The organism is Halobaculum marinum, assembly GCF_029338555.1.
Classification (GTDB): Archaea; Halobacteriota; Halobacteria; order Halobacteriales; family Haloferacaceae; genus Halobaculum; species Halobaculum marinum.
In genome coordinates this window covers 1439739-1458598 of record NZ_CP119989.1, presented here as the reverse complement: position 1 = coordinate 1458598, position 18860 = coordinate 1439739, and the positions used below count along the sequence as shown (strand labels likewise).

The 18860-nt window shown below is 69.0% G+C and carries 18 protein-coding genes; 8 read left to right on the top strand and 10 right to left on the bottom strand.

Annotated elements, in window-relative coordinates; genetic code table 11:
• Positions 1–236 precede the first annotated feature (236 nt).
• Positions 237–2171 carry a DNA topoisomerase (ATP-hydrolyzing) subunit B gene (gyrB, locus tag P0R32_RS07520; RefSeq protein ID WP_276239333.1) on the top strand — a complete coding sequence of 645 codons (1935 nt, stop codon included), beginning with the start codon at positions 237–239 and terminating at the stop codon, positions 2169–2171.
• A gap of 58 nt (positions 2172–2229) precedes the next feature.
• Entirely contained in the window at positions 2230–4773 is a 2544-nt protein-coding gene (gyrA, locus tag P0R32_RS07515) for a DNA gyrase subunit A (RefSeq protein WP_276239332.1), read from the top strand.
• Between the two features lie 202 nt (positions 4774–4975).
• On the opposite strand, the gene rocF is transcribed toward gyrA, so the two are convergent.
• Together rocF and P0R32_RS07505 are read right to left on the bottom strand one after the other, a co-directional pair.
• Positions 4976–5878 carry an arginase gene (gene rocF / locus P0R32_RS07510; protein ID WP_276239331.1) on the bottom strand — a complete coding sequence of 301 codons (903 nt, stop codon included), beginning with the start codon at positions 5876–5878 and terminating at the stop codon, positions 4976–4978.
• Between the two features lie 49 nt (positions 5879–5927).
• Entirely contained in the window at positions 5928–6851 is a 924-nt protein-coding gene (locus P0R32_RS07505) for an NAD-dependent epimerase/dehydratase family protein (protein ID WP_276239330.1), read from the bottom strand.
• Positions 6852–7018: 167 nt separating this feature from the next.
• Here P0R32_RS07505 and P0R32_RS07500 point away from each other — a divergent pair, with 167 nt between their 5' ends.
• Positions 7019–7552, top strand: coding sequence for an HTH domain-containing protein (locus P0R32_RS07500; protein WP_276239329.1), 534 nt, complete (start codon positions 7019–7021; stop codon positions 7550–7552).
• Positions 7553–7728: 176 nt separating this feature from the next.
• On the opposite strand, the gene P0R32_RS07495 is transcribed toward P0R32_RS07500, so the two are convergent.
• Positions 7729–8979: an NAD(P)/FAD-dependent oxidoreductase gene (locus P0R32_RS07495; protein WP_276239328.1), complete on the bottom strand. Its 1251-nt coding sequence runs from the start codon at positions 8977–8979 to the stop codon at positions 7729–7731.
• A 116-nt stretch (positions 8980–9095) separates the two neighbouring features.
• Positions 9096–9932: a nucleoside phosphorylase gene (locus P0R32_RS07490; RefSeq protein ID WP_276239327.1), complete on the bottom strand. Its 837-nt coding sequence runs from the start codon at positions 9930–9932 to the stop codon at positions 9096–9098.
• A gap of 99 nt (positions 9933–10031) precedes the next feature.
• Between P0R32_RS07490 and P0R32_RS07485 the strand changes: the two genes are divergently transcribed.
• Positions 10032–11174, top strand: coding sequence for a serine hydrolase domain-containing protein (locus P0R32_RS07485; RefSeq protein ID WP_276239326.1), 1143 nt, complete (start codon positions 10032–10034; stop codon positions 11172–11174).
• A 51-nt stretch (positions 11175–11225) separates the two neighbouring features.
• The gene (locus tag P0R32_RS07480) at positions 11226–11858 is read left to right on the top strand and encodes a class I SAM-dependent methyltransferase (protein ID WP_276239325.1); all 633 of its coding nucleotides are present in this window, start codon (positions 11226–11228) and stop codon (positions 11856–11858) included.
• Between the two features lie 9 nt (positions 11859–11867).
• Here P0R32_RS07480 and cdd read toward each other — a convergent pair whose 3' ends face one another.
• Positions 11868–12308 (bottom strand): cytidine deaminase, encoded by a 441-nt coding sequence (gene cdd / locus P0R32_RS07475; RefSeq protein ID WP_276239324.1) that lies wholly within the window; start codon positions 12306–12308, stop codon positions 11868–11870.
• Between the two features lie 109 nt (positions 12309–12417).
• Here cdd and P0R32_RS07470 point away from each other — a divergent pair, with 109 nt between their 5' ends.
• Together P0R32_RS07470 and P0R32_RS07465 are read left to right on the top strand one after the other, a co-directional pair.
• Entirely contained in the window at positions 12418–12741 is a 324-nt protein-coding gene (locus P0R32_RS07470) for a DUF7520 family protein (protein ID WP_276239323.1), read from the top strand.
• Between the two features lie 61 nt (positions 12742–12802).
• A complete protein-coding gene (locus P0R32_RS07465; protein WP_276239322.1) occupies positions 12803–13063 on the top strand; it encodes a DUF8142 family protein in 261 nt (86 codons plus the stop codon).
• 102 nt (positions 13064–13165) lie between these two features.
• Here the strand turns inward: P0R32_RS07465 and P0R32_RS07460 are convergent, their stop codons facing one another.
• From P0R32_RS07460 to P0R32_RS07445, 4 genes are all read right to left on the bottom strand, one after another.
• Complete coding sequence (locus P0R32_RS07460) at positions 13166–14059, bottom strand: CPBP family intramembrane glutamic endopeptidase (RefSeq protein WP_276239321.1); 894 nt, start codon at positions 14057–14059, stop codon at positions 13166–13168.
• Positions 14060–14137: 78 nt separating this feature from the next.
• Positions 14138–14725, bottom strand: coding sequence for a GNAT family N-acetyltransferase (locus tag P0R32_RS07455; protein WP_276239320.1), 588 nt, complete (start codon positions 14723–14725; stop codon positions 14138–14140).
• 81 nt (positions 14726–14806) lie between these two features.
• Positions 14807–15085: an amphi-Trp domain-containing protein gene (locus tag P0R32_RS07450; RefSeq protein WP_276239319.1), complete on the bottom strand. Its 279-nt coding sequence runs from the start codon at positions 15083–15085 to the stop codon at positions 14807–14809.
• Positions 15086–15169: 84 nt separating this feature from the next.
• Positions 15170–15964: an SDR family NAD(P)-dependent oxidoreductase gene (locus tag P0R32_RS07445; RefSeq protein WP_276239318.1), complete on the bottom strand. Its 795-nt coding sequence runs from the start codon at positions 15962–15964 to the stop codon at positions 15170–15172.
• Between the two features lie 117 nt (positions 15965–16081).
• On the opposite strand from P0R32_RS07445, the gene P0R32_RS07440 reads away from it, so the two are divergent.
• Complete coding sequence (locus P0R32_RS07440; protein ID WP_276239317.1) at positions 16082–18103, top strand: AMP-binding protein; 2022 nt, start codon at positions 16082–16084, stop codon at positions 18101–18103.
• Here P0R32_RS07440 and P0R32_RS07435 read toward each other — a convergent pair.
• Complete coding sequence (locus tag P0R32_RS07435) at positions 18100–18846, bottom strand: acetyl-CoA synthetase (protein ID WP_321170910.1); 747 nt, start codon at positions 18844–18846, stop codon at positions 18100–18102. The two genes, P0R32_RS07440 and P0R32_RS07435, sit on opposite strands and share 4 nt — an antisense overlap.
• Between the last annotated feature and the right edge of the window lie 14 nt (positions 18847–18860).

Below are 18860 nucleotides of genomic sequence, written 5' to 3'. Positions count from 1 at the left end.
TGAAAGTGAACGCGCGACCGACGGCGCACACGACGCCGCGCACCGCGCCAAACAACCACCTCGCCGACATGTTTGGCTGACCGGGTGTTCAGGCCCGTCCGAGGCTCACAGAGCGGTCGGTCGCAGTGGCCAATAGGTAGGGACGAGTGCGACCACCGACCGGTATCACGAGCCGTGTACGCGCGCGCGTGAGAGGACTTATAACCGGGGCTCCGTTAGACAGTGGTAAGGTTCCTATGTCAGGCTCAGGGGATAACGAGTACGGCGCCGGGCAGATTCAGGTGCTGGAGGGCCTCCAGGCCGTCCGCAAGCGCCCGGCGATGTACATCGGATCTACGGACTCTCGCGGCCTCCACCATCTGGTCTACGAGGTCGTCGACAACTCCATCGACGAGGCGCTTGCGGGCTACTGTGACCACATCGAGGTGACCGTCCACGAGGACGGCTCCGTCTCGGTGTCCGACGACGGTCGCGGTATCCCGGTCGACACACACGAGAAGTACGACCGCCCGGCGCTGGAGGTCATCATGACGATTCTCCACGCGGGCGGGAAGTTCGACAACAAGTCCTACCAGGTGTCGGGCGGCCTCCACGGCGTCGGAGTCTCCGTCGTCAACGCGCTGTCGCACTGGTTGGAAGTCGAGGTGAAGCGCGACGGCTACGTCTGGAAGCACCGCTTCGACCACGGCGAACCCGAGGAGGGCGCCTTCGAGCGCGTCCGCCCGATGGAGGACGACGAGGAGACGGGCACGACGATCCAGTTCTGGCCCGACACCGACATCTTCGAGACGACGGACTTCACGTTCGACACGCTCGCGAATCGCCTGCGCGAGTTGGCGTTCCTCAACTCCGGCGTCGCCATCACGCTCACCGACGAGCGCGACGGCACCGTCGAGGAGTTCCTGTACGAGGGCGGCATCCGCGAGTTCGTCGAGTACCTCAACGAGACGCGCACGCCCCTCCACCGGGACGTGGTCTACTTCGACGCCAACGAGGAGGCCGAGGACGGCGTCGTCCAAGTCGAGGTCGCGATGCAGGCGACCGACGAACTGCAGGGCTCGGTCCACGCGTTCGCCAACAACATCAACACGCGCGAGGGCGGCACCCACCTCACCGGGTTCAAGACGGCGCTGACGCGCGTCGTCAACGACTACGCCAACAGCGAGGGGCTGATCGGCGACCTCGACGGCAACCTCAAGGGCGAAGACGTCCGTGAGGGGCTGACCGCGGTCATCTCGGTGAAACACCCCGACCCGCAGTTCGAGGGGCAGACGAAGACGAAACTCGGCAACAGCGAGGTGCGCGGCATCGTCGAGTCGGCGGTCCACGAGCACCTCGGCACGTACTTCGAGGAGAACCCCGACGTCGCCGAGACAATTGTCAGCAAGGCCGCCGAGGCCGCTCGGGCGCGGAAGGCGGCCAAGCAGGCCGAGGAGTTGACGCGCCGCAAGTCGGCGCTGGAGTCGACAGCGCTGCCCGGGAAACTGGCCGACTGCCAGTCCCGTGACCCGGAGGACTCCGAACTGTTCATCGTGGAGGGCGACTCCGCGGGCGGCTCCGCGAAGCTGGGTCGCAACCCCGAGTTCCAGGCGATCCTCCCACTGGGCGGGAAGATCCTGAACGTGGAGAAGCACCGCCTCGACCGGGTGCTCCAGAACGAGGAGATCCGGAACATGATCACCGCCGTCGGCACCAGCATCGGCGACGAGTTCGACATCGACGAGGCGCGTTACGAGAAGGTCATCATGATGACCGACGCCGACGTCGACGGCGCGCACATCCGGACGCTGCTGCTCACGCTGTTCTACCGGCACATGCGCCCGCTCGTCGAGGCTGGCTACGTGTACGCGGCCCAGCCGCCGCTGTACCGCATCCGCTACAAGGGCGAGACGTACGACGCCATGACGGAGGCCGAGCGCGAGCGCATCGTCGAGGAGAAGTGCGACGGGAAGCCCGACCGCGTCCAGCGGTTCAAGGGGCTCGGCGAGATGAACCCCGAACAGCTGTGGGAGACGACGATGAACCCGGAGAACCGGGTGCTCAAGCAGATCACCATCGACGACGCCGCGGCCGCCGACCGGATGTTCAACGTCCTGATGGGCGACTCGGTCGAGCCGCGCAAGCAGTTCATCAAAGACCACGCACCCGAGGCCGACTGGGTGGACATCTGACACCGATGCAGGCGACGCACATGACGACACGACACTACCACGAGACGGAGGAGTACCGATGAGCTCGGAACCGCCAGTCGACCCGCAGGACGTCCGCGCGGCCCAGATCGACCGCGTCCGCATCGAGGACGAGATGGAGCAGTCGTACATCGACTACGCGATGTCCGTCATCGCGGGGCGGGCGCTGCCCGACGTCCGTGACGGCCTCAAGCCCGTCCACCGGCGCATCCTCTACGCGATGCACGAGATGGGGGTCACCTCCAACACCAGCCACCGGAAGTCCTCCTCGGTGGTCGGCGAGACGATGGGTGACTACCACCCCCACGGCGACCAGGCCATCTACGACACGCTGGTCAACATGGCCCAGGAGTTCTCCATGCGCTACCCGCTCGTCGACGGGCAGGGGAACTTCGGGTCGATGGACGGCGACCCCGCCGCGGCGCCGCGGTACACGGAGGCACGCATGGCCGATATCGCCGAAGAGTTGCTCGCGGACATCGAGAAGGACACCGTCGACTTCTCCGCGAACTACGACGACCGCCTGACTGAGCCGGACGTGCTCCCGGCGGCGTACCCGAACCTCCTCGTCAACGGCTCGACCGGTATCGCGGTCGGGATGTCGACGAAGGTGCCGCCGCACAACCTCGGTGAGGTGATCGACGCGACCATCGAACTGATCGACGACCCCGACGCGACGGTCGCGGACCTGATGGAGCACGTGAAGGGGCCGGACTTCCCCACGGGCGCCAACATCGTCGGGCGCAACTCCGTCCGCAAGGCGTACACGACCGGGCGCGGTCGCGTGCGCGTCCGCGCAGAGATGGACATCGAGGAGTTCGGGAACGACCGCCAGCGGATCGTCGTCACCGAACTGCCGTACCAGGAGAACAAGGCCCGCATCGTCGAGCGCATCGCGAACGACGTGAACGAGGGTCTCATCGAGGGCGTCTCGGACCTGCGCGACGAGTCCGACCGCGAGGGCGTCCGCGTCGTCATCGAGTTGAAGCGCGGTGCGAACGTCGACGTGGTGAAGAACCAACTGCTGGAACACCACCTCGAGTCGACGTTCGGCGTGATCAACCTCGCGCTGGTCGACGGCCAGCCGAAAGTGCTCACGCTGAAGGAGACGCTGGAGCACTACATCGACCACCGCAAGGAGGTCGTCACCCGGCGCTCGCAGTTCGACCTCGACGAGGCCGAAGCCCGCGCACACATCCTCGAGGGACGGCTGACCGCACTCGAAAACGTCGAGAGCGTGGTCGAGACCATCCGCGAGAGCGAGGACCGCGACGCCGCGAAGACGGCGCTCCGAAACGCCTACGACTTCAGCGAGGAGCAGGCCGAACACATCGTCCGGATGCAGCTCGGGTCGCTCACGTCGATGGAGGCCGCCGAGATCGAAGACGAGTACGAGGACGTACAGGCGACCATCGAGCGCCTCAACGAGATCCTCGACTCCGAGCAGGAACTGCTCGACGTCATCAAAGACGAACTCCGCGAGATCAAAGACAAGTACGACGACGAGCGTCGCACCGGCTTCGTCGAGGACACCGGCTCCGTCACCCACGAGGACCTCATCCCGGAGGAGGAGTCGGTCGTCGTGCTCTCGGAGGACGACTACATCAAGCGGATGCCCGCCGCCGACTTCCGCGCGCAAAACCGCGGCGGAAAGGGGATCATCGGCACCGACCTGAAGGAGGGCGACCGCGTCTCCTCGGTGTTCGTCGCGTCGACGCACGACTACCTGCTGTGCTTCACCGACAAGGGCCGCGTCTACCAGCTCAAGACGTACCAGGTGCCCGAGATGGGCCGCACCGCCCGCGGGAAGTCGGCGGTGAACGTGCTCGACCTCGACGACGACGAGGAGTTGACGGCGGTCGTCAACACGGACGACCTCACCGGCGACGAGTACCTCACGATGGTCACCGAGGGCGGCTACGTGAAGCGCACCGCCGGCGACGAGTTCGACAACATCCTCTCGACGGGGATCCGTGCCATCAGCCTGGAGGAGGGCGACGCGCTCGCCGACGTGCAGGTGACCGACGGCGACCGCCACCTGGTGATCGGCACCCGCGACGGGATGGCGATCCGCTTCGACGAGGACGAGGTGCGCGCGATGGGTCGCACCGCCCGCGGTGTCCGCGGCATCAACTTGGAGGGTGACGACCGCGTCGCCGGCCTCGCGGCCATCGACGAAGAACACCACAACTGGGTGCTCACCGTGACCGAACACGGCTACGGGAAGCGCACCGACCTCGACCAGTACCGCAAGCAGAGCCGCAACGGGAAGGGGCTGATCGACATCAAGACGAACGACCGAAACGGTCCCGTCTGCGCGCTGGAGACGGTGACCTACGGCGACCACCTGTTCGCCATGAGCGCCGAGGGCCAGATCATGCGCACCCGCGTCGAGGACATCTCGACCATCGGGCGCAACACGATGGGCGTCACCGTGATGGATCTGGACGAGGGCGACACCGTCGCTGCCGTCGACGTGCTCACCGCCGAGCGCGTCTCCGGCGAGCGGACGGCCGACGACGCCGCGTCGACCGACGGTGACGACGCCGACGAAGAGGGCGAGGCGGCCGACGACGCCGAGTAGGCGTCGGAGCGCTCCCAGCCGCACGGCTGGCAGTCGGTTTTTCGAGGAGCTAACTGCGCAGAGAACGCGGGAGCACCGCGTCCCAAGGAGATGGTTCCCCGAGGGTGCGTCATCCCGGCAGCACGCCCGTCCACAGCGGGGGCTGGTCGCTACACGACACAGCCGGATACCTGCGCGCTCGGATCCGAACGGCCGAACGGCCTCAGAGGATCCGCTTGCCGAACGCGCTGGCGGCCAGTTCCGTCGCCAGCGACGCCGTCTCGTTGGACTCGTCGAGCACGGGGTTCACCTCGACGACCTCCATCGACCGGACGGCGTCGGCGTCGGCGACCAACTCCATCGCGTGGTGGGCCTCGCGGTAGGTGACGCCGCCGCGGACGGGCGTCCCGACGCCGGGAGCGATCCCCGGGTCGAGCCAGTCCATGTCGAGGCTGACGTGGACGCCGTCGACGCCGTCGGCGGCGACAGACAGGGCGGCTCCGACGACGTCGGTGATGCCGCGCTCGTCGATGTCGGACATCGTGTACGCCGTCATCTCGGAGTCGCGGATCGCGGCTCGCTCGGTGTCGTCGAGCGCGCGCAAGCCGACGTACGCGACGTTCTCCTCGCGAAGTCCCGGCGCGTTCGCCCACTCGACGCCCGCCCAGTCGTCGTAGCCGAGCGCCGCCGCCAGCGGCATCCCGTGGACGTTCCCCGACGGCGAGGTGGTCGGCGTGTTGTAGTCGCCGTGGGCGTCGAACCAGACGGCGCCAATCTCGGCGTCGCGGGCGCTCCCTTTGAGCGAGCCGATGGCGACGGAGTGGTCCCCGCCGAGCACGAGCGGCGTCTCGTCGGCCGCGACGGCGTCGGCGACGCGGTCGGCGAGCGCCGTCGTCACCTCCTCGGTCTCGCGGAGGAACTTGGCGTTGCCCTCGCTGGGCTGTCGGGAGTCCGGGTCGCGCTCTTCTGCGCGCGGCACCGCGAGGTCGCCGTCGTCGACGGCCTCGACCCCGGCGGACGCCAGCGCCTCGGCCAACCCGCCGTAGCGGATGGCCGACGGCCCCATGTCCACGCCACGTCGGTCCTGCCCGTAGTCGGTGGGGACACCGATGATGCGGACGGTCATACCGTTACGGGCGGCGCCCCGGTGCTTGAAAAGTGGGATTTTCTGTCGGTCAGTCGTCGAGGTACGGCGCACACACCTCGCGCACGCCGTCTGCGAACTCGACCGTGGGCTCCCAGCCGGTGGCCGTCTTGAACTTGGAGGCGTCGGCCTTCGTGTGGAACACGTAGTTGTCGATGGGGACCGGTTCGTACTCCGGTTCGACGTCGGTGCCGAGCACCTCGTTGATCATGTCGACCATCTCGTTGAACGAGTAGCTCTCGCCGGTGCCGAGGTTGTACACGCCGGCCAACTCGTGCTCGGCCGCGAGGATCAGCCCCTGGACGATGTCCGTGACGTGGGTGAAGTCGCGCGTCTGCGAGCCGTCGCTCCACAGCACGGGCGCCTCGCCGTCTGCGATCTGAGCGGCGAACTGCGAGACGGTGTTGGCGTACTCGCCTTTGTGCTCCTCGTTGCCGCCGTACCCCTGGTACACCGAGAAGAAGCGCATCCCGGCGAGCGTCAGGTCGTCGTAGAAGTCATTGTAGTACTCGGCGTAGCGCTCTCGACCCATCATCGAGGCGTCGTACCCCGTCGACGCCTCCACTGCCATGTCCTCGGGACACGGGTCGGTCTGACTCCCGTAGATGGACGAGGTGGACGCGTACACCACCGTGTCACAGCCGTCGGCGTGGGCCTGTTCGACGACGTTGACGAACCCCTCGATGTTGACGCGGGCGCCCTGCCGCGGGTTCTCTTCGAGCATCTGCCGCGAGGACAGCGCCGCGAGGTGGAACACCACGTCCACGTCGGTCGGCAGGTCGTCGTCCAACACGTCCGCCTCGACGTACTCCACGTCGTCGGCGAGATTCTCTGCAGTCCCGAGGTAGCCGTTGTCCAGCGCGAGGACGTCGTTTCCGGCCTCGGCGAGCGTGTTCGCGAGGTTCGACCCGATGAACCCCGCCCCCCCAGTCACGAGCACGCGTGTGTCGTTCATACCACGACTGTCTGTTGCGGTCAAAAAGTCGTATCGGTCGGGCGCCGGTGGCAACGGGAGACGTGTCTACCAGTCGGCCGAACTCGCCGACTGCAACAGGGAGGGTGCCCAGCACACCCGAGCCTGGGTCCGTGGTTTTAAGCAGGTTCCCGGAAAACCGTGAACAAATGTCGTCCATCGAGCTCACCGACAGTCAACGGAAGATCCTCAACGAACTGGTGAACCTCTACCGCGAGGAGGAAGACGCGGTGAAAGGCGAGACCATCGCCGACGCCGTCGGTCGCAACGCCGGCACGATCCGCAACCAGATGCAGAGCCTGAAGGCGCTGCAGTTGGTCGAGGGCGTACCTGGGCCGAAAGGCGGGTACAAGCCGACCGCGAACGCGTTCGAGGCACTCGACCTCCAGAGTCTGGACGAACCGGCGTCGACGCCGCTGTTCCACAACGACGAGCGCCTGGAGAACGTGAACGTCCAGGAGATCAACCTCACGTCCGTCCACCACCCCGAGCTGTGCCGCGCGGAGATCCACCTGCAGGGGTCGGTCCGGAACTTCCACGAGGGCGACGCCGTCAGCGTCGGCCCGACACCGCTGTCGAAGCTCGTCATCGACGGCACCGTCGACGGGAAAGACGACACCGCGTCGGTGCTGATCCTGAAGATCGACGGCATGGAGGCGCCCAGCGAACCGCCCGAGCACTGATCGGCGACGGTCGAGCACGAACCCCGCGGGCACGTGTCCGCGTCACGGACGATTCTGCGACCGCTGCCCCCGCAGCGGCGGCGCCAATTGTGACTGGATAGCAGTGCGACCGCTCACGGCGACGGTCGACCAAGAGAGAAGAACCAGGTTCGGTTGAGAGGGTTACGCCGCCCGGTTCACATGTCGCTCCAGGCGTTGAGCGCGCGCCCGTAGCCGGCGACGTCGGCGATCCAGCGGCTCGCGACGCCCTTCTTCAGCGCCTTGGCGGCAGGACCGCCGAAGGTGTTGACCGGCACCGAGAAGCCGGGGCCCTTCACGTCGTGTGCGACCGCCTCGTCGCCGATGGAGATGAGCGTCCCCTTGTCCTCGTGTTGCCACGACTTGAGCGGGGCGCCGCGGACGGCGCGCGCGAGGTTCTCGCCGGCGACCTCGGCGGCCTGCCAGGCGGCCTGCGCCGTCGGCGGGGCGACCTCCTCGTCGCCCTGGTCGACGAGCGCGGTGTCGCCGATGGCGAACACGTTGTCGGCGCTCGTCTCGAACGTGGACTCGGCGTACACGCGACCGGAGCGGTCGTCGGCGTCGACGTGGAAGTCGTCGACCTCCTCTTGGCCCGTGATCCCGCCCGTCCACAGGAGCACGTCGTAGTCCATCACGAGGTCGTCGGCGAAGTCGATGTCCTCCTTGGCGGGGGCGTCGCCCTCGCCGTCCTCGCCGTAGTACTCCTCTTCGGCGCCGCCGAGGTAGACGGCGTTCTCGTCGACCTTCGAGATGAACTCGCCGGTGGAGACGGCGATGTCCTTGTTGTCGAGGCGCTTGCGGATCGCACCCTGCACCTCGGGGTCGTTGTTCGGGAACACCGAGTCCAGCCCCTCGACGAGTTCGATGTCGATGGGCGCCTTGTTGTCGTCGCGGAACTCCGCGATCTCACCGGCGGACTGGATGCCCGAGAGGCCGGCACCGCCGACGAGCACCTTCGCGGGGTCGGTCGTCGTCGCCTCCTGCCCGGCGCTCTTGACCGCCTGGTGGATCTCGCGGGCGTCGTCGAGGCTCTTGAGCGTGAGCGCGTGCTCGCGGAGGCCGGGGATGCCGAAGAACGCCGTCGCCGACCCGACCGCCAGCAGGAGGTAGTCGTACTCGACCTCCTCGCCACCGCGGGTGTGGAGGACCTGGTCGTCGGTGTCGACCTCGACGACGCGGCCCTTCACGAAGTTCGTGTCGTCGGCTTTGATCTCGTCGACCGGGATGGCGACCTTCGACTCCACCTCGGGCTTGCGGATGACCCGGTGGGACTCGTGGAGGACGAGGTGGTAGTCGGTGTCGGACACCCACGTCAGTTCTGCCTCGCCCGGTTCGATCGCGTCCTCGAACGCTTTCACCGTCCCGGCACCGGCGTACCCGGCACCGACGACGACGACCTGTTGGCTCATGGCTGCGGTTTCCGAGGGGGAGGATAAAGGCGTGTTGAAACCGCCAGCAACGGACGCGTCCGGAGGCGCAACCTCCCGATCTGTCGGGGGTCGACCGTGGTGGACCCGCGACCCGCCTACTCCAGCGACAGGCCGGCGTGCCAGCGGTCGACGCCCGCCTCGCGCTTCACCTCGTCCATCCGCGCGAGGAGCGCCGCCGCGAGGCTGGCGCACTCGGCGGCCCGCGACTCGCCCTCGGTGCGGAACTCGCCGGTGACGCGGTTGGCGTACACCGTGCAGACGGCGCCGGCGCGCAGGCCGTACACGTTCGCGATGGTCGTGATGGCGGCGGCCTCCATCTCGATGTTCTTCACGTTCGCCTCTCTGAGTTCGTCGACGAGGTCGTCGGCACCGGCGGCGCGGAACCCTTCGAACCCGGGGCGCCCCTGCCCGGCGTAGAAGGAGTCGGCAGACATGGTGATGCCGACGTGGTAGTCGTAGCCGAGGCGTTCGGCGGCGGCCACGAGTGCGGAGACGACCTCGTGGTCGGCGGTCGCGGGGTAGTCCTCGCGGACGTACTCCTTGCTCGTCCCCTCTTGGCGGACGGCGCCGGAGGTGATGACGAGGTCGCCGATGTCCATCTCCTCTTGGATGGCGCCACAGGAGCCGACGCGGATGAAGGTGTCCACGCCCGCACGGGCGAGTTCCTCGACCGCGATAGCGGCGGAGGGAGAGCCGATACCCGTCGACGTGACCGAGATCGGTTCGCCGTCGTACGTCCCGGTCGCGGTGCGGTACTCACGGTGGTACGCCTTCTCTGCGTGGTCGTCCCACAGCGCGGTCACCTTGTCGACGCGCTCGGGGTTGCCCGGGAGGAGGACGGTGTCGGCCACATCGTCGGGGCCGACCTCGATGTGGTACTGAACCTCCGCGTTCGGGTCCTCGCTGTCGTCGCTGGGGCCGTGATCACTCATGTTCCGGAACTACTGGAAGCCGCCTTGTAGTTCGCTCGTTTCTGCGGCACCAGTCGCCGACTCCCGGCGCTTTTTGACGGCACACGCGGACCGCGACCCATGCAGTTCCCCGCCGCCGGCGACGAGGGGTTCGAGTCGGTCGCCCCCGCAGACGCTGGCCTCGACCCCGACGCCGTCCGCGACGCCGTCGAGTTCCACCTGACGCACGGCACCCTGCCCGAGCAGGTCGCATACGACTTCTCGAACCAGGAGCCGTGGGACGAGTCCGAGGGCGAGTTGGGGTACACGCTCGGCCCGATGCCCGACCGGCGCGGCGGCCCCGCGGGGCTGATCCTCAAGGAGGGGCGACTCGTCGCCGAGTGGGGCGACACCCGACGGGTCGACCACTCGTTCTCGGTGGCGAAGTCGTTCCTCTCCATCGTCGCCGGCGTCGCGTGGGACCGCGGGCTGTTCGAGTTGGACGAGCGCGTCACCGACCACCCGAGCCACGCGAGCGACGGCGGATTCGCGAGCGAGCAGAACGCACCCATCACGTGGCGCCACCTGCTCGACCAGACGAGCGAGTGGGAGGGGACGCTGTTCGACCGACCCGACACCATCGACCGCAACCGCGGCGTCGGCAAGACCGGCGGCCCCGGCAAGGGCGAGCACCGCGACCTGGAGGCGCCGGGCACCCACTGGGAGTACAACGACGTGCGGATCAACCGCCTCGCGCTGTCGCTGTTGCGACTGTGGGCGAAGCCGCTCCCCCGCGTCCTGGCGCACGAGGTGATGGACCCCGCGGGCGCGACGCGGACGTGGGAGTGGCACGGCTACCACAACTCCAGCGTCGAGGTCGAGGGGCGACCGATGCAGTCCGTCTCCGGCGGCGGGCACTGGGGCGGCGGCTTCTGGGGCTCCGCGCGCGACCTCGCTCGGGCGGGCCACCTCTTGCTCAACGGGGGCCGGTGGGGCGACGACCGACTCCTCTCGGCGGACTGGGTCGACCGCGCGACGGCGCCGTGTGACGCGAACCCGAACTACGGCTTCCTGTTGTGGCTCAACACCGACAACGCGCTGTGGCCGTCGGCGCCATCGTCGGCGTACGCGATGCTCGGCCACGGGCAGAACGTCGTCTGGGTCGACCCGGAACACGACCTCGTGGTCGTGCTCCGGTGGCTGGAGTTGGCCGACGACTACGCCGACCGGGCGGACATGCCGAACCAGGACCGCGTGTTCGCGCGACTGCTCGACGGCGTCTGAGCGAGAGAACCGTCGCCCGGAACTAAGCCGGTCACCCGCGTCCGTCTCGGCGTGGCTCCGCCTGTCTACTCCGGACTGGACTACGCCAACCCCGCCGCCGCGTACGGCTTCGACGCCTCCTACCACGGCGCGCCGCCCAACTGGGACATCGGGCGGCCCCAACGGGCGTTCGTCCGCCTCGAGGAGGCGGGGCGGATCGGCCGCCGGGTGATCGAAGTCGGCTGCGGCACCGGCGAACTGTCGCTGTTCCTCGCGCGACACGGCCACGAGGTGCTCGGCGTCGACGTGGCGCCGACGGCGATCCGACAGGCCCGCGAGAAGGCCCGGTGGCGCCGGGTGCCCGCGCGGTTCATCGTGTGGGACGCGCTCCGGTTGGCCGACCTCGGTCTCCGGCCCGACACGGTCGTCGACTCGGGGATGCTCCACTGTCTGGGGCCGCGCGAACAGCGCCTCGCGGTCGAGGCGGTCAGGCGGACACTCCGTCCGAGCGGGTGGTACTTCCTCCTGTGTGACGCGCGCGGGGACGGGGTGCCAGCGACGTGGGCGTCGCTCTCGCGCGCGGACCTCCGCGACCTGTTCCGGCCCGAGCGCGGGTGGGATCTGGCGTTCGTGTCCGACGCTATCTTCGAGCGCCGCGGGTCTCGGTCGCCGGCGTTCCTCGTCGGCGCACGTCGGCGCGAGTGACCGGACCGACTACCGCTGTCTCCGCTGTTCCTCCGCGTCGGTGAGTGTCTGGAGACTGATCGTGTCGGGGAGCAACTCTCCGAGCGTGTACGTCGACACGCCGTCGCCCTCGTCGCAGACGACCTCCAGGTCGGCGTCACAGAACTCCGCGAGCGTCTGGCGACACATCCCACACGGGGTGACGCCGTCGCGGGCGTCGGAGGCGACCGCGAGACGGTCGAACTCCGTGTGACCGTTCTTCACCGCCTCGCCGATGGCGACCTCCTCGGCGTGCAGCGAGTTGGAGTAGTTGGCGTTCTCGATGTTGCAGCCGACGAACACGGTGCCGTCGGCGGTGCGGATGGCGGCGCCGACGGGGTACTCGGAGTAGGGGACGTACGCGTCGGCGAACGCCTCGCGGGCGGCGGCGACGAGCGGGTCGGCCGCGGGGACGGCGGAGTCGTCTGTCATACTCCGACGAACCCGGCGCGCGCACTTAATCGTGGGTCGTGTGGCGCCGCCCCGACGACCGACGATCCGCCCCCGACAGCGCCTTGTGGAGTGCGACCCAAATCCGGTCGTGCGCGAATCCGCGACGGCGACAGACGACGCCGACGGCGACGAGGAGGGGTTGATCGAGGGCGAGGCGGAGACGACCGAGGCGTCGGGTCGCCCGTACCTCGTCGGCGCGGCGGCGGCGGTGACGCTGTTCGCCGCGGCAGCGGGCTACGTCGTCGCCGCGAACAACGCCGTCCCCGCGGTCACGGTGTTCGGCGCCGTCACGCTCCCGGGGTCGCCGGCGGCGATGGCGCTGTACGGGGCGGTCCTCTCGCTGGCGGTCCTCGGGACGCTGTTCGGGTTGGTGACGGTCGCCTCCCGGTTCGACGACGACGCCGTGAACTGATCCGGAGGCGCGCGTGGCCGCCGAGCGGGCCCCTTTTGTGGCCGCGGATCCGAGGTCGGGTATGGCGACGAGCGCCCGCGACGGCGGCGAGTCAGGAGAGTTCGCGGCCGAGGAGGCCGAGGACGAGGAGGGCGGACGGAGCCGGTTCTGGGCGGTCGTCGCGGTGATCCCGTTCCTCGCGATCGGTATCGCCGACGTGCTGCTGCTGCTGTTCTGGGGGATCGACCCGCTGTGGGGGTTCGCCATCCTCCCGCCGATCCTCTTCTGCTCGGTGCTCGCGTACTTGGTGTTCTCGACGGACTTCCTCGAAGGCCGGACCTGAGCGGCACTCGGACCGCTGACTCCTCCCCCCAGTCGGAGGAACGCTCAACGACTATCGACACGTCCGAACACGCTCGTCTCGACGCCGAGTCGTCTCCACACGCTACCGCCCGGGACGCAAGTCGGCCGGGAGGGCGGGCAAACGGGTCAGCCGACTCGGGCCCCAGTAGCCGACCACCCCCACCGTCGTCACGGCCAGCAGGACGACCATCGCGAGGCTCGCGGGATCGGAGTCGAGCACCGGGAACATCACCTGCGACCAGTTCCACGTCGCGTGCAAGAGGAGCGCCGGGAGCAGACTCCCGTTCGTGTTGTTGTACAGCCACGTGAGGAGGACCGACAGTAGCGTGATCGAGACGGCAAACCCGACGAACGAACGCCGGTAGTAGATCGTCTCACTCGGGACGTAGAACAGCGGGACGTGCCACAGCGCCCAGATCAGTCCGACGGCGACGCCGCCGCCGAGCGCGGAGAGTCGTTCCTGCAGCGGGTCCAGCAGGTAGCCTCGCCAGCCGAACTCCTCTTGGACGGGACCACCGAGCAGGAGCACGAACACGAACGCGACCGGGAGCACGACGGGGCTGCCGGCCCACGGGAACGACGGGGCCGTGTCGGTCGCGAACGCGACGCCCAGCGCGAGCACCACGAGTGCGGGCGCGAGCAACAGCGCGGGTGCGAGCCACCGCCTCGGGAAGTCCACACGAACCGCTCGCGCCGCGAGACGGCGGACCCCGGACCACCCGTCGGCGTACGCGACGAGGACGAACGCGGCGACAGTCGGGCCGAACGCCCCGACGGCGGGGAGCGTCGGTGCCGCGCGGATCACCCCTTCGGCGGCGAGCGCCTGCGGCCCCCAGACCCCCCACGACCAGCCGAACGCGAGCAGGAGGAACGCGACCACCCCGCGCCACCCGCGGCCCTCGGGGCCGGTCGGTGTGCGCTCGTCGCCCTCGGCGGTCGGCTGGGCAGACGAGTCGGCGGGCGGGTCGAGGGTCATCGCCCGGAACTGGCGGCACCGCTCGTTCGGGCGACAGACTGTGACGGCGACCGCGTCGGCGGAGTCACGGTCGGATCGCTACCGCCCGGTGTCGTACTTGTACGTCGCCTCCTCCGGGTCGATGCCGAAGTCCTCGGCCGTCTCCTCGATGGCCGGTTCGGCGGCGTCGCCCTCGGCGGTCGCGTGCTTGAACCGCTCGCGGAGACGGTCGGGCATGACGAACGCCTCGCGGGGGAGCCGCATCGGCGTCACCGGGTCGGCGTTGTCCCCCTCGACGACGGCGAGGCGTTCGGCGAGCGCGTCGGGCACCTCGTCGTCGTCGACCGCGGCGAATCCGAACTGTTCGAGGTACGACGCAGTCGGCGTGAAACAGTAGATGTCGTCGAACTCGTCGTCGCCGGCCTTCTCGACGAGTCGCTCGACGACGTGGGCGCCGACGCCCTGGCCGCGCCACGACTCCAACACGCCGATACCGGTCAACTCGATGTAGTCGCCGTCGTCGGTCTTGTGGATGCGCAGGCGCCCGAACCCCGCCCGGGTGTTGGAGCCCTCCTCGACCGCGATAACGTAGTCGCGCGAGCGAAACGCCCGCTCGTCGAGGCCCATCTCCTCGATGCGGTCGAGCAGCCACGCCTCGTCTCGGTTCCTGGCGTCGCGGACGTACATGACGGGCGATACGTAGGGGCGGGAGTTACCGTTTGTGGAGGCCCCCACCGCTTCACCACGGTCGACCGGTCGCCCCCACCGCTACGACCGCACGTCCAGCGCCGCCTCGTCGGCGCCCTCGACGTCGCGCCACCACACCAACTCGAACTCGACGCTCTGTTTCGCCGTCGCGTCGCCGGGCGACCAGTCAGACTCACCCTCCAGTTTGAACGTCACGGGGTCGGTCGGGTCCACCCGCACCTCGGTGCCGCCGAGGTCGAGTGTCACCGGGCCGTCGGCGTCGAGTTGGTCGGCGAGGTCGCGGAGGTACGTCGCGACCTCCGCGCGCGTCTGTTCCGCCTCGGTCTCGAGTTCTCCCATGCGACAGGCAACGACCACCCGAGAGAAAGTCGGTGGGGCGAGTTCCCGGCTGGCAGTAACACCGACACGGGCGTGCCGACCCGACTACCGTGCCGTCCACCCGCCGTCCACACTCAGACACGCGCCCGTGACGTAGCTCGCGGCGTCGCTCGCGAGGAACACCACCGGCCCGGCGACCTCTTCGGGCTCGGCGAACCGCGCCAGCGGCGTCCGGTCGCGGATCGACGCCATCAGCCGGTCGTTTCCCTCGATGTCCGCCGTCAGGTCGGTGAGGACGTAGCCCGGGGCGACGGCGTTGACGCGCACGTCGGGCGCCCAGTCGAGCGCCATCGACTTCGTCACGCCGACGAGTCCGTGTTTCGAGGCGACGTACGGGTGTTGGCGCGGGAGGCCGACCAGGCCGCCGACGGAGGCGACGTTGATCAGGTTCCCGCCGCCGCTCGCGGCCAGCGACTCGGCGGCGGCGCGCGCACACCGCAGCGCGCCGCGGAGGTTCACGTCGAGGACGAACTCCTCCGCCTCCTCGGTCGTCGCCTCCGGCGGCCCGAGCGCGCCCTCCGGGTTGACGCCGGCGTTGTTGACGACGACGTCGACGCCGCCGAACTCGGACTCGACGGCCGCGAACAGGTCGGTCACGTCGTCGGTGTCGGTCACGTCCGTCGGCACCGCGAGCGAGTCGACCCCACGGGATTCGACGGCCGCGACGGCGTCGTCCACGTCGGCGGCGGTTCGGCTCGTCGGCACCACGTCGGCGCCGGCGTTCGCGAGGCCGAGCGCGATGGCGCGACCGATGCCGCGCGTCCCGCCGGTGACGACGGCGACGCGACCGGAGAGGTCGAACGCGGTGGCAGGGTCGAAGGCGTCTGTGTCGTCGGGCATACCGGCCGCTGTCGGCGGCGGTACTTCGCTCTTGTCGCGGCAGGGGGCGGGGCCGTCCGGGTCGCGACCGCCGGAATGGTATAAAACTACTTGGCGTCGCCGCAAAAACCGCCGCACATGAGCGACGACCCGGCCACAGCGGTCGACACGGACACCGTGGTCCACGAGCCAAGCGAGGCGTTCGCCGAGGCGACGAACGTCCGCGCGTTCGAGCGCGCGTACGGCATCGACGACTACGAGGCGTTGATCGAGCGCACGACGACCGAGGTCGACGGAGAACCGGCCTCCGGCGTCGACTGGTTCTGGGACGAACTCGTCGACTACCTCGATGTCGAGTTCTACACCGACTACGACGCCGTCCGCGACGACGCCGACGGACCACAGTTCACCGACTGGTATCCGGGCGGCGAGATCAACGTCGCACACAACGTCCTCGACCGTCACGCCGCCGGCGACACCCGTGACGACGTGGCGTGCGTCTGGGAGGGCGAACCCGGCGACACGCGCGAGGTGACGTTCGGCGACCTCCACGCACAGAGCAACCGGGTCGCGAACTACCTGGAGTCGGTCGGCGTCGAGACGGGCGACACGGTCGGCCTCTACATGCCGATGGTGCCCGAGGTGATGAGCATCCTCTACGGCTGTTTCAAGGTCGGCGCCATCGCGGTCCCCATCTTCTCGGGGTTCGGCGTCGACGCGACCGCGACTCGCATCGACGACTCCGGGTGTGCAGTGCTGTTCACGGCGGACGGCTTCTACCGCCGCGGCAGCGAGGTGACGCTGAAGGGCGCCGCCGACGAGGCCATCGACGAGGTCGGTCACGTCGAGGACGTGGTCGTGTACGACCGCCTGGATGGGAGCGACTCGGGGAGCGACGTCGAGACGCCGTGGACCGACGACCGCGACGAGTGGTGGGCTGACTCGGTCGCCGAGCAGTCCTCGGAGTACGACACGAAGGCACTCCCCAGCGACCAGGAGTCGATGCTGCTGTACTCCTCGGGGACGACCGGGACGCCGAAGGGCATCGTCCACACCCACGCCGGCGTCCAACTGCAGTGTGCCAAGGAGATCCACTTCGGCTTCGACCAGCAGCCCGACGACGTGTTCTGGTGGGTGTCCGACATCGGCTGGATGATGGGTCCGTGGACGCTCATCGGGAACCACACGTTCGGTGGGACGATCCTCATGTACGAGGGTGCGCCCGACCACCCCAAGCCGGACCGCTTCTGGGAGATGATCGACCGCCACGACGTGACACAGTTCGGCATCTCGCCGACCGCGATCCGCGCACTGCGGAAGTACGGCGACGAACACGTCGAGGGGCACGACCTCTCCAGTCTCCGCATCCTCGGGTCGACCGGCGAGCCGTGGGACCCCGAGTCCTGGCTGTGGTTCTACGAGCACGTCGGCGGCGGCGAGGCGCCCATCGTCAACATCTCCGGCGGCACAGAGATCTGTGGCTGTTTCCTCATGCCGATGCCCGACCAGCCCCTCAAGCCGTGCACGCTCGGCGGTCCGGGACTGGGGATGGACATCGACATCGTCGACGAGGGCGGCGAGAGCATCGCCGACACCCACGAGCGCGGCTACCTCGTCGCGCGCGACTCCTGTCCGAGCATGACCAAGAGCCTCTGGTCGGGCGACGAGCGCTACCTGGAGGAGTACTGGTCGAAGTTCACGGACCCGCCGATGTGGAACCACGGCGACTGGGCCCAGAAGGACGACGACGGCTTCTGGTTCCTCCACGGGCGCGCCGACGACACGCTCAACGTCGCCGGGCGGAAGGTCGGCCCCGCCGAAATCGAAGGCGTCCTCATTGACCACGACGCCGTCAACCAGGCCGCGGCGGTCGGCGTCGACGACGACACGACGGGCACCGCGGTCGTCGCGTACGTCGTCCTCGAACCCGGCGTAAAGCCGTCCGAGGAACTGAAGGAAGACCTCCGAGCGCTCGTCGGCGAAGAGCACGGCAAGCCGTTCCGCCCCCGTGAGATCCTGTTCGTCGACGCGTTCCCCAAGACGCAGTCGGGGAAGATCATCCGCCGCGCTATCGCCTCCGTCTACGAGGGCGAGGACCCCGGCGACCTCTCGTCGATGGAGAACCCCGAAGCGCTGGAGGCGCTGAAGGAGGCGAGTTAGAGCGACACCGCGTCGACCGCGAGCACCCGTTCTTCCGCCGCGTCGCCGTTCTCAGCTACGACCGCCGCCGTCGCGTCGATGGGGTCGTCGCCGTTCGGCAACGCCACCGCGCCGCCCGCGAGCAGCGGCGCGAGCACGCCCGCCGCGACCGTTCGCGGGTCAGACAGCGGTGCACGAACCGCCACCCGCGAGTCCGCGTCGATCGCGAGCGCGTCGACCGCCTCGCCAGCACCGTCGAGCAACTCGGCGTGCGAGTACGTTCGGTCGGCGTCCGGGTCGCGCAACACCGGGTCCCCGGAGTCGTGGAACGTCGGTGGGAACGCGGGGTTCTCGCTCCACACCTCCTGCTCCCAGTGGGTCGTGTCCGGGCGCTCGGGGTCGCCGCCGAAGCAGATCAGCTTCGACCCGCCGGGGAGGTCGAACTCGGCCTCGCGGTCCGCCGGGACGACGACCGCACGGGCGTCGCACTCGCGGCCGGGGTCGGCGTCGAACTCCGTGACGGCCCCGAGCAGACCGGCACCGAGGAACGTGAGCACCGACTCCGGTAGAGGGACCGGGTCGACGACGAGGCGGTCGCCCTCGCGGACGCCGCGGTGGCTGAGGACGTTGCCGACCTTGCACGCGGTGTTACAGAGGTCGAAGTAGCTGTACGTGCGGTCGAGTTCGGCGGCGTGGAGCGCAAGGCGCTCGCTCCGCCGCTCGCGGGCGACGAGGTCGCCGACGAGCGCGATGTCCTCGGTCATGGGCGGCAGTTGGA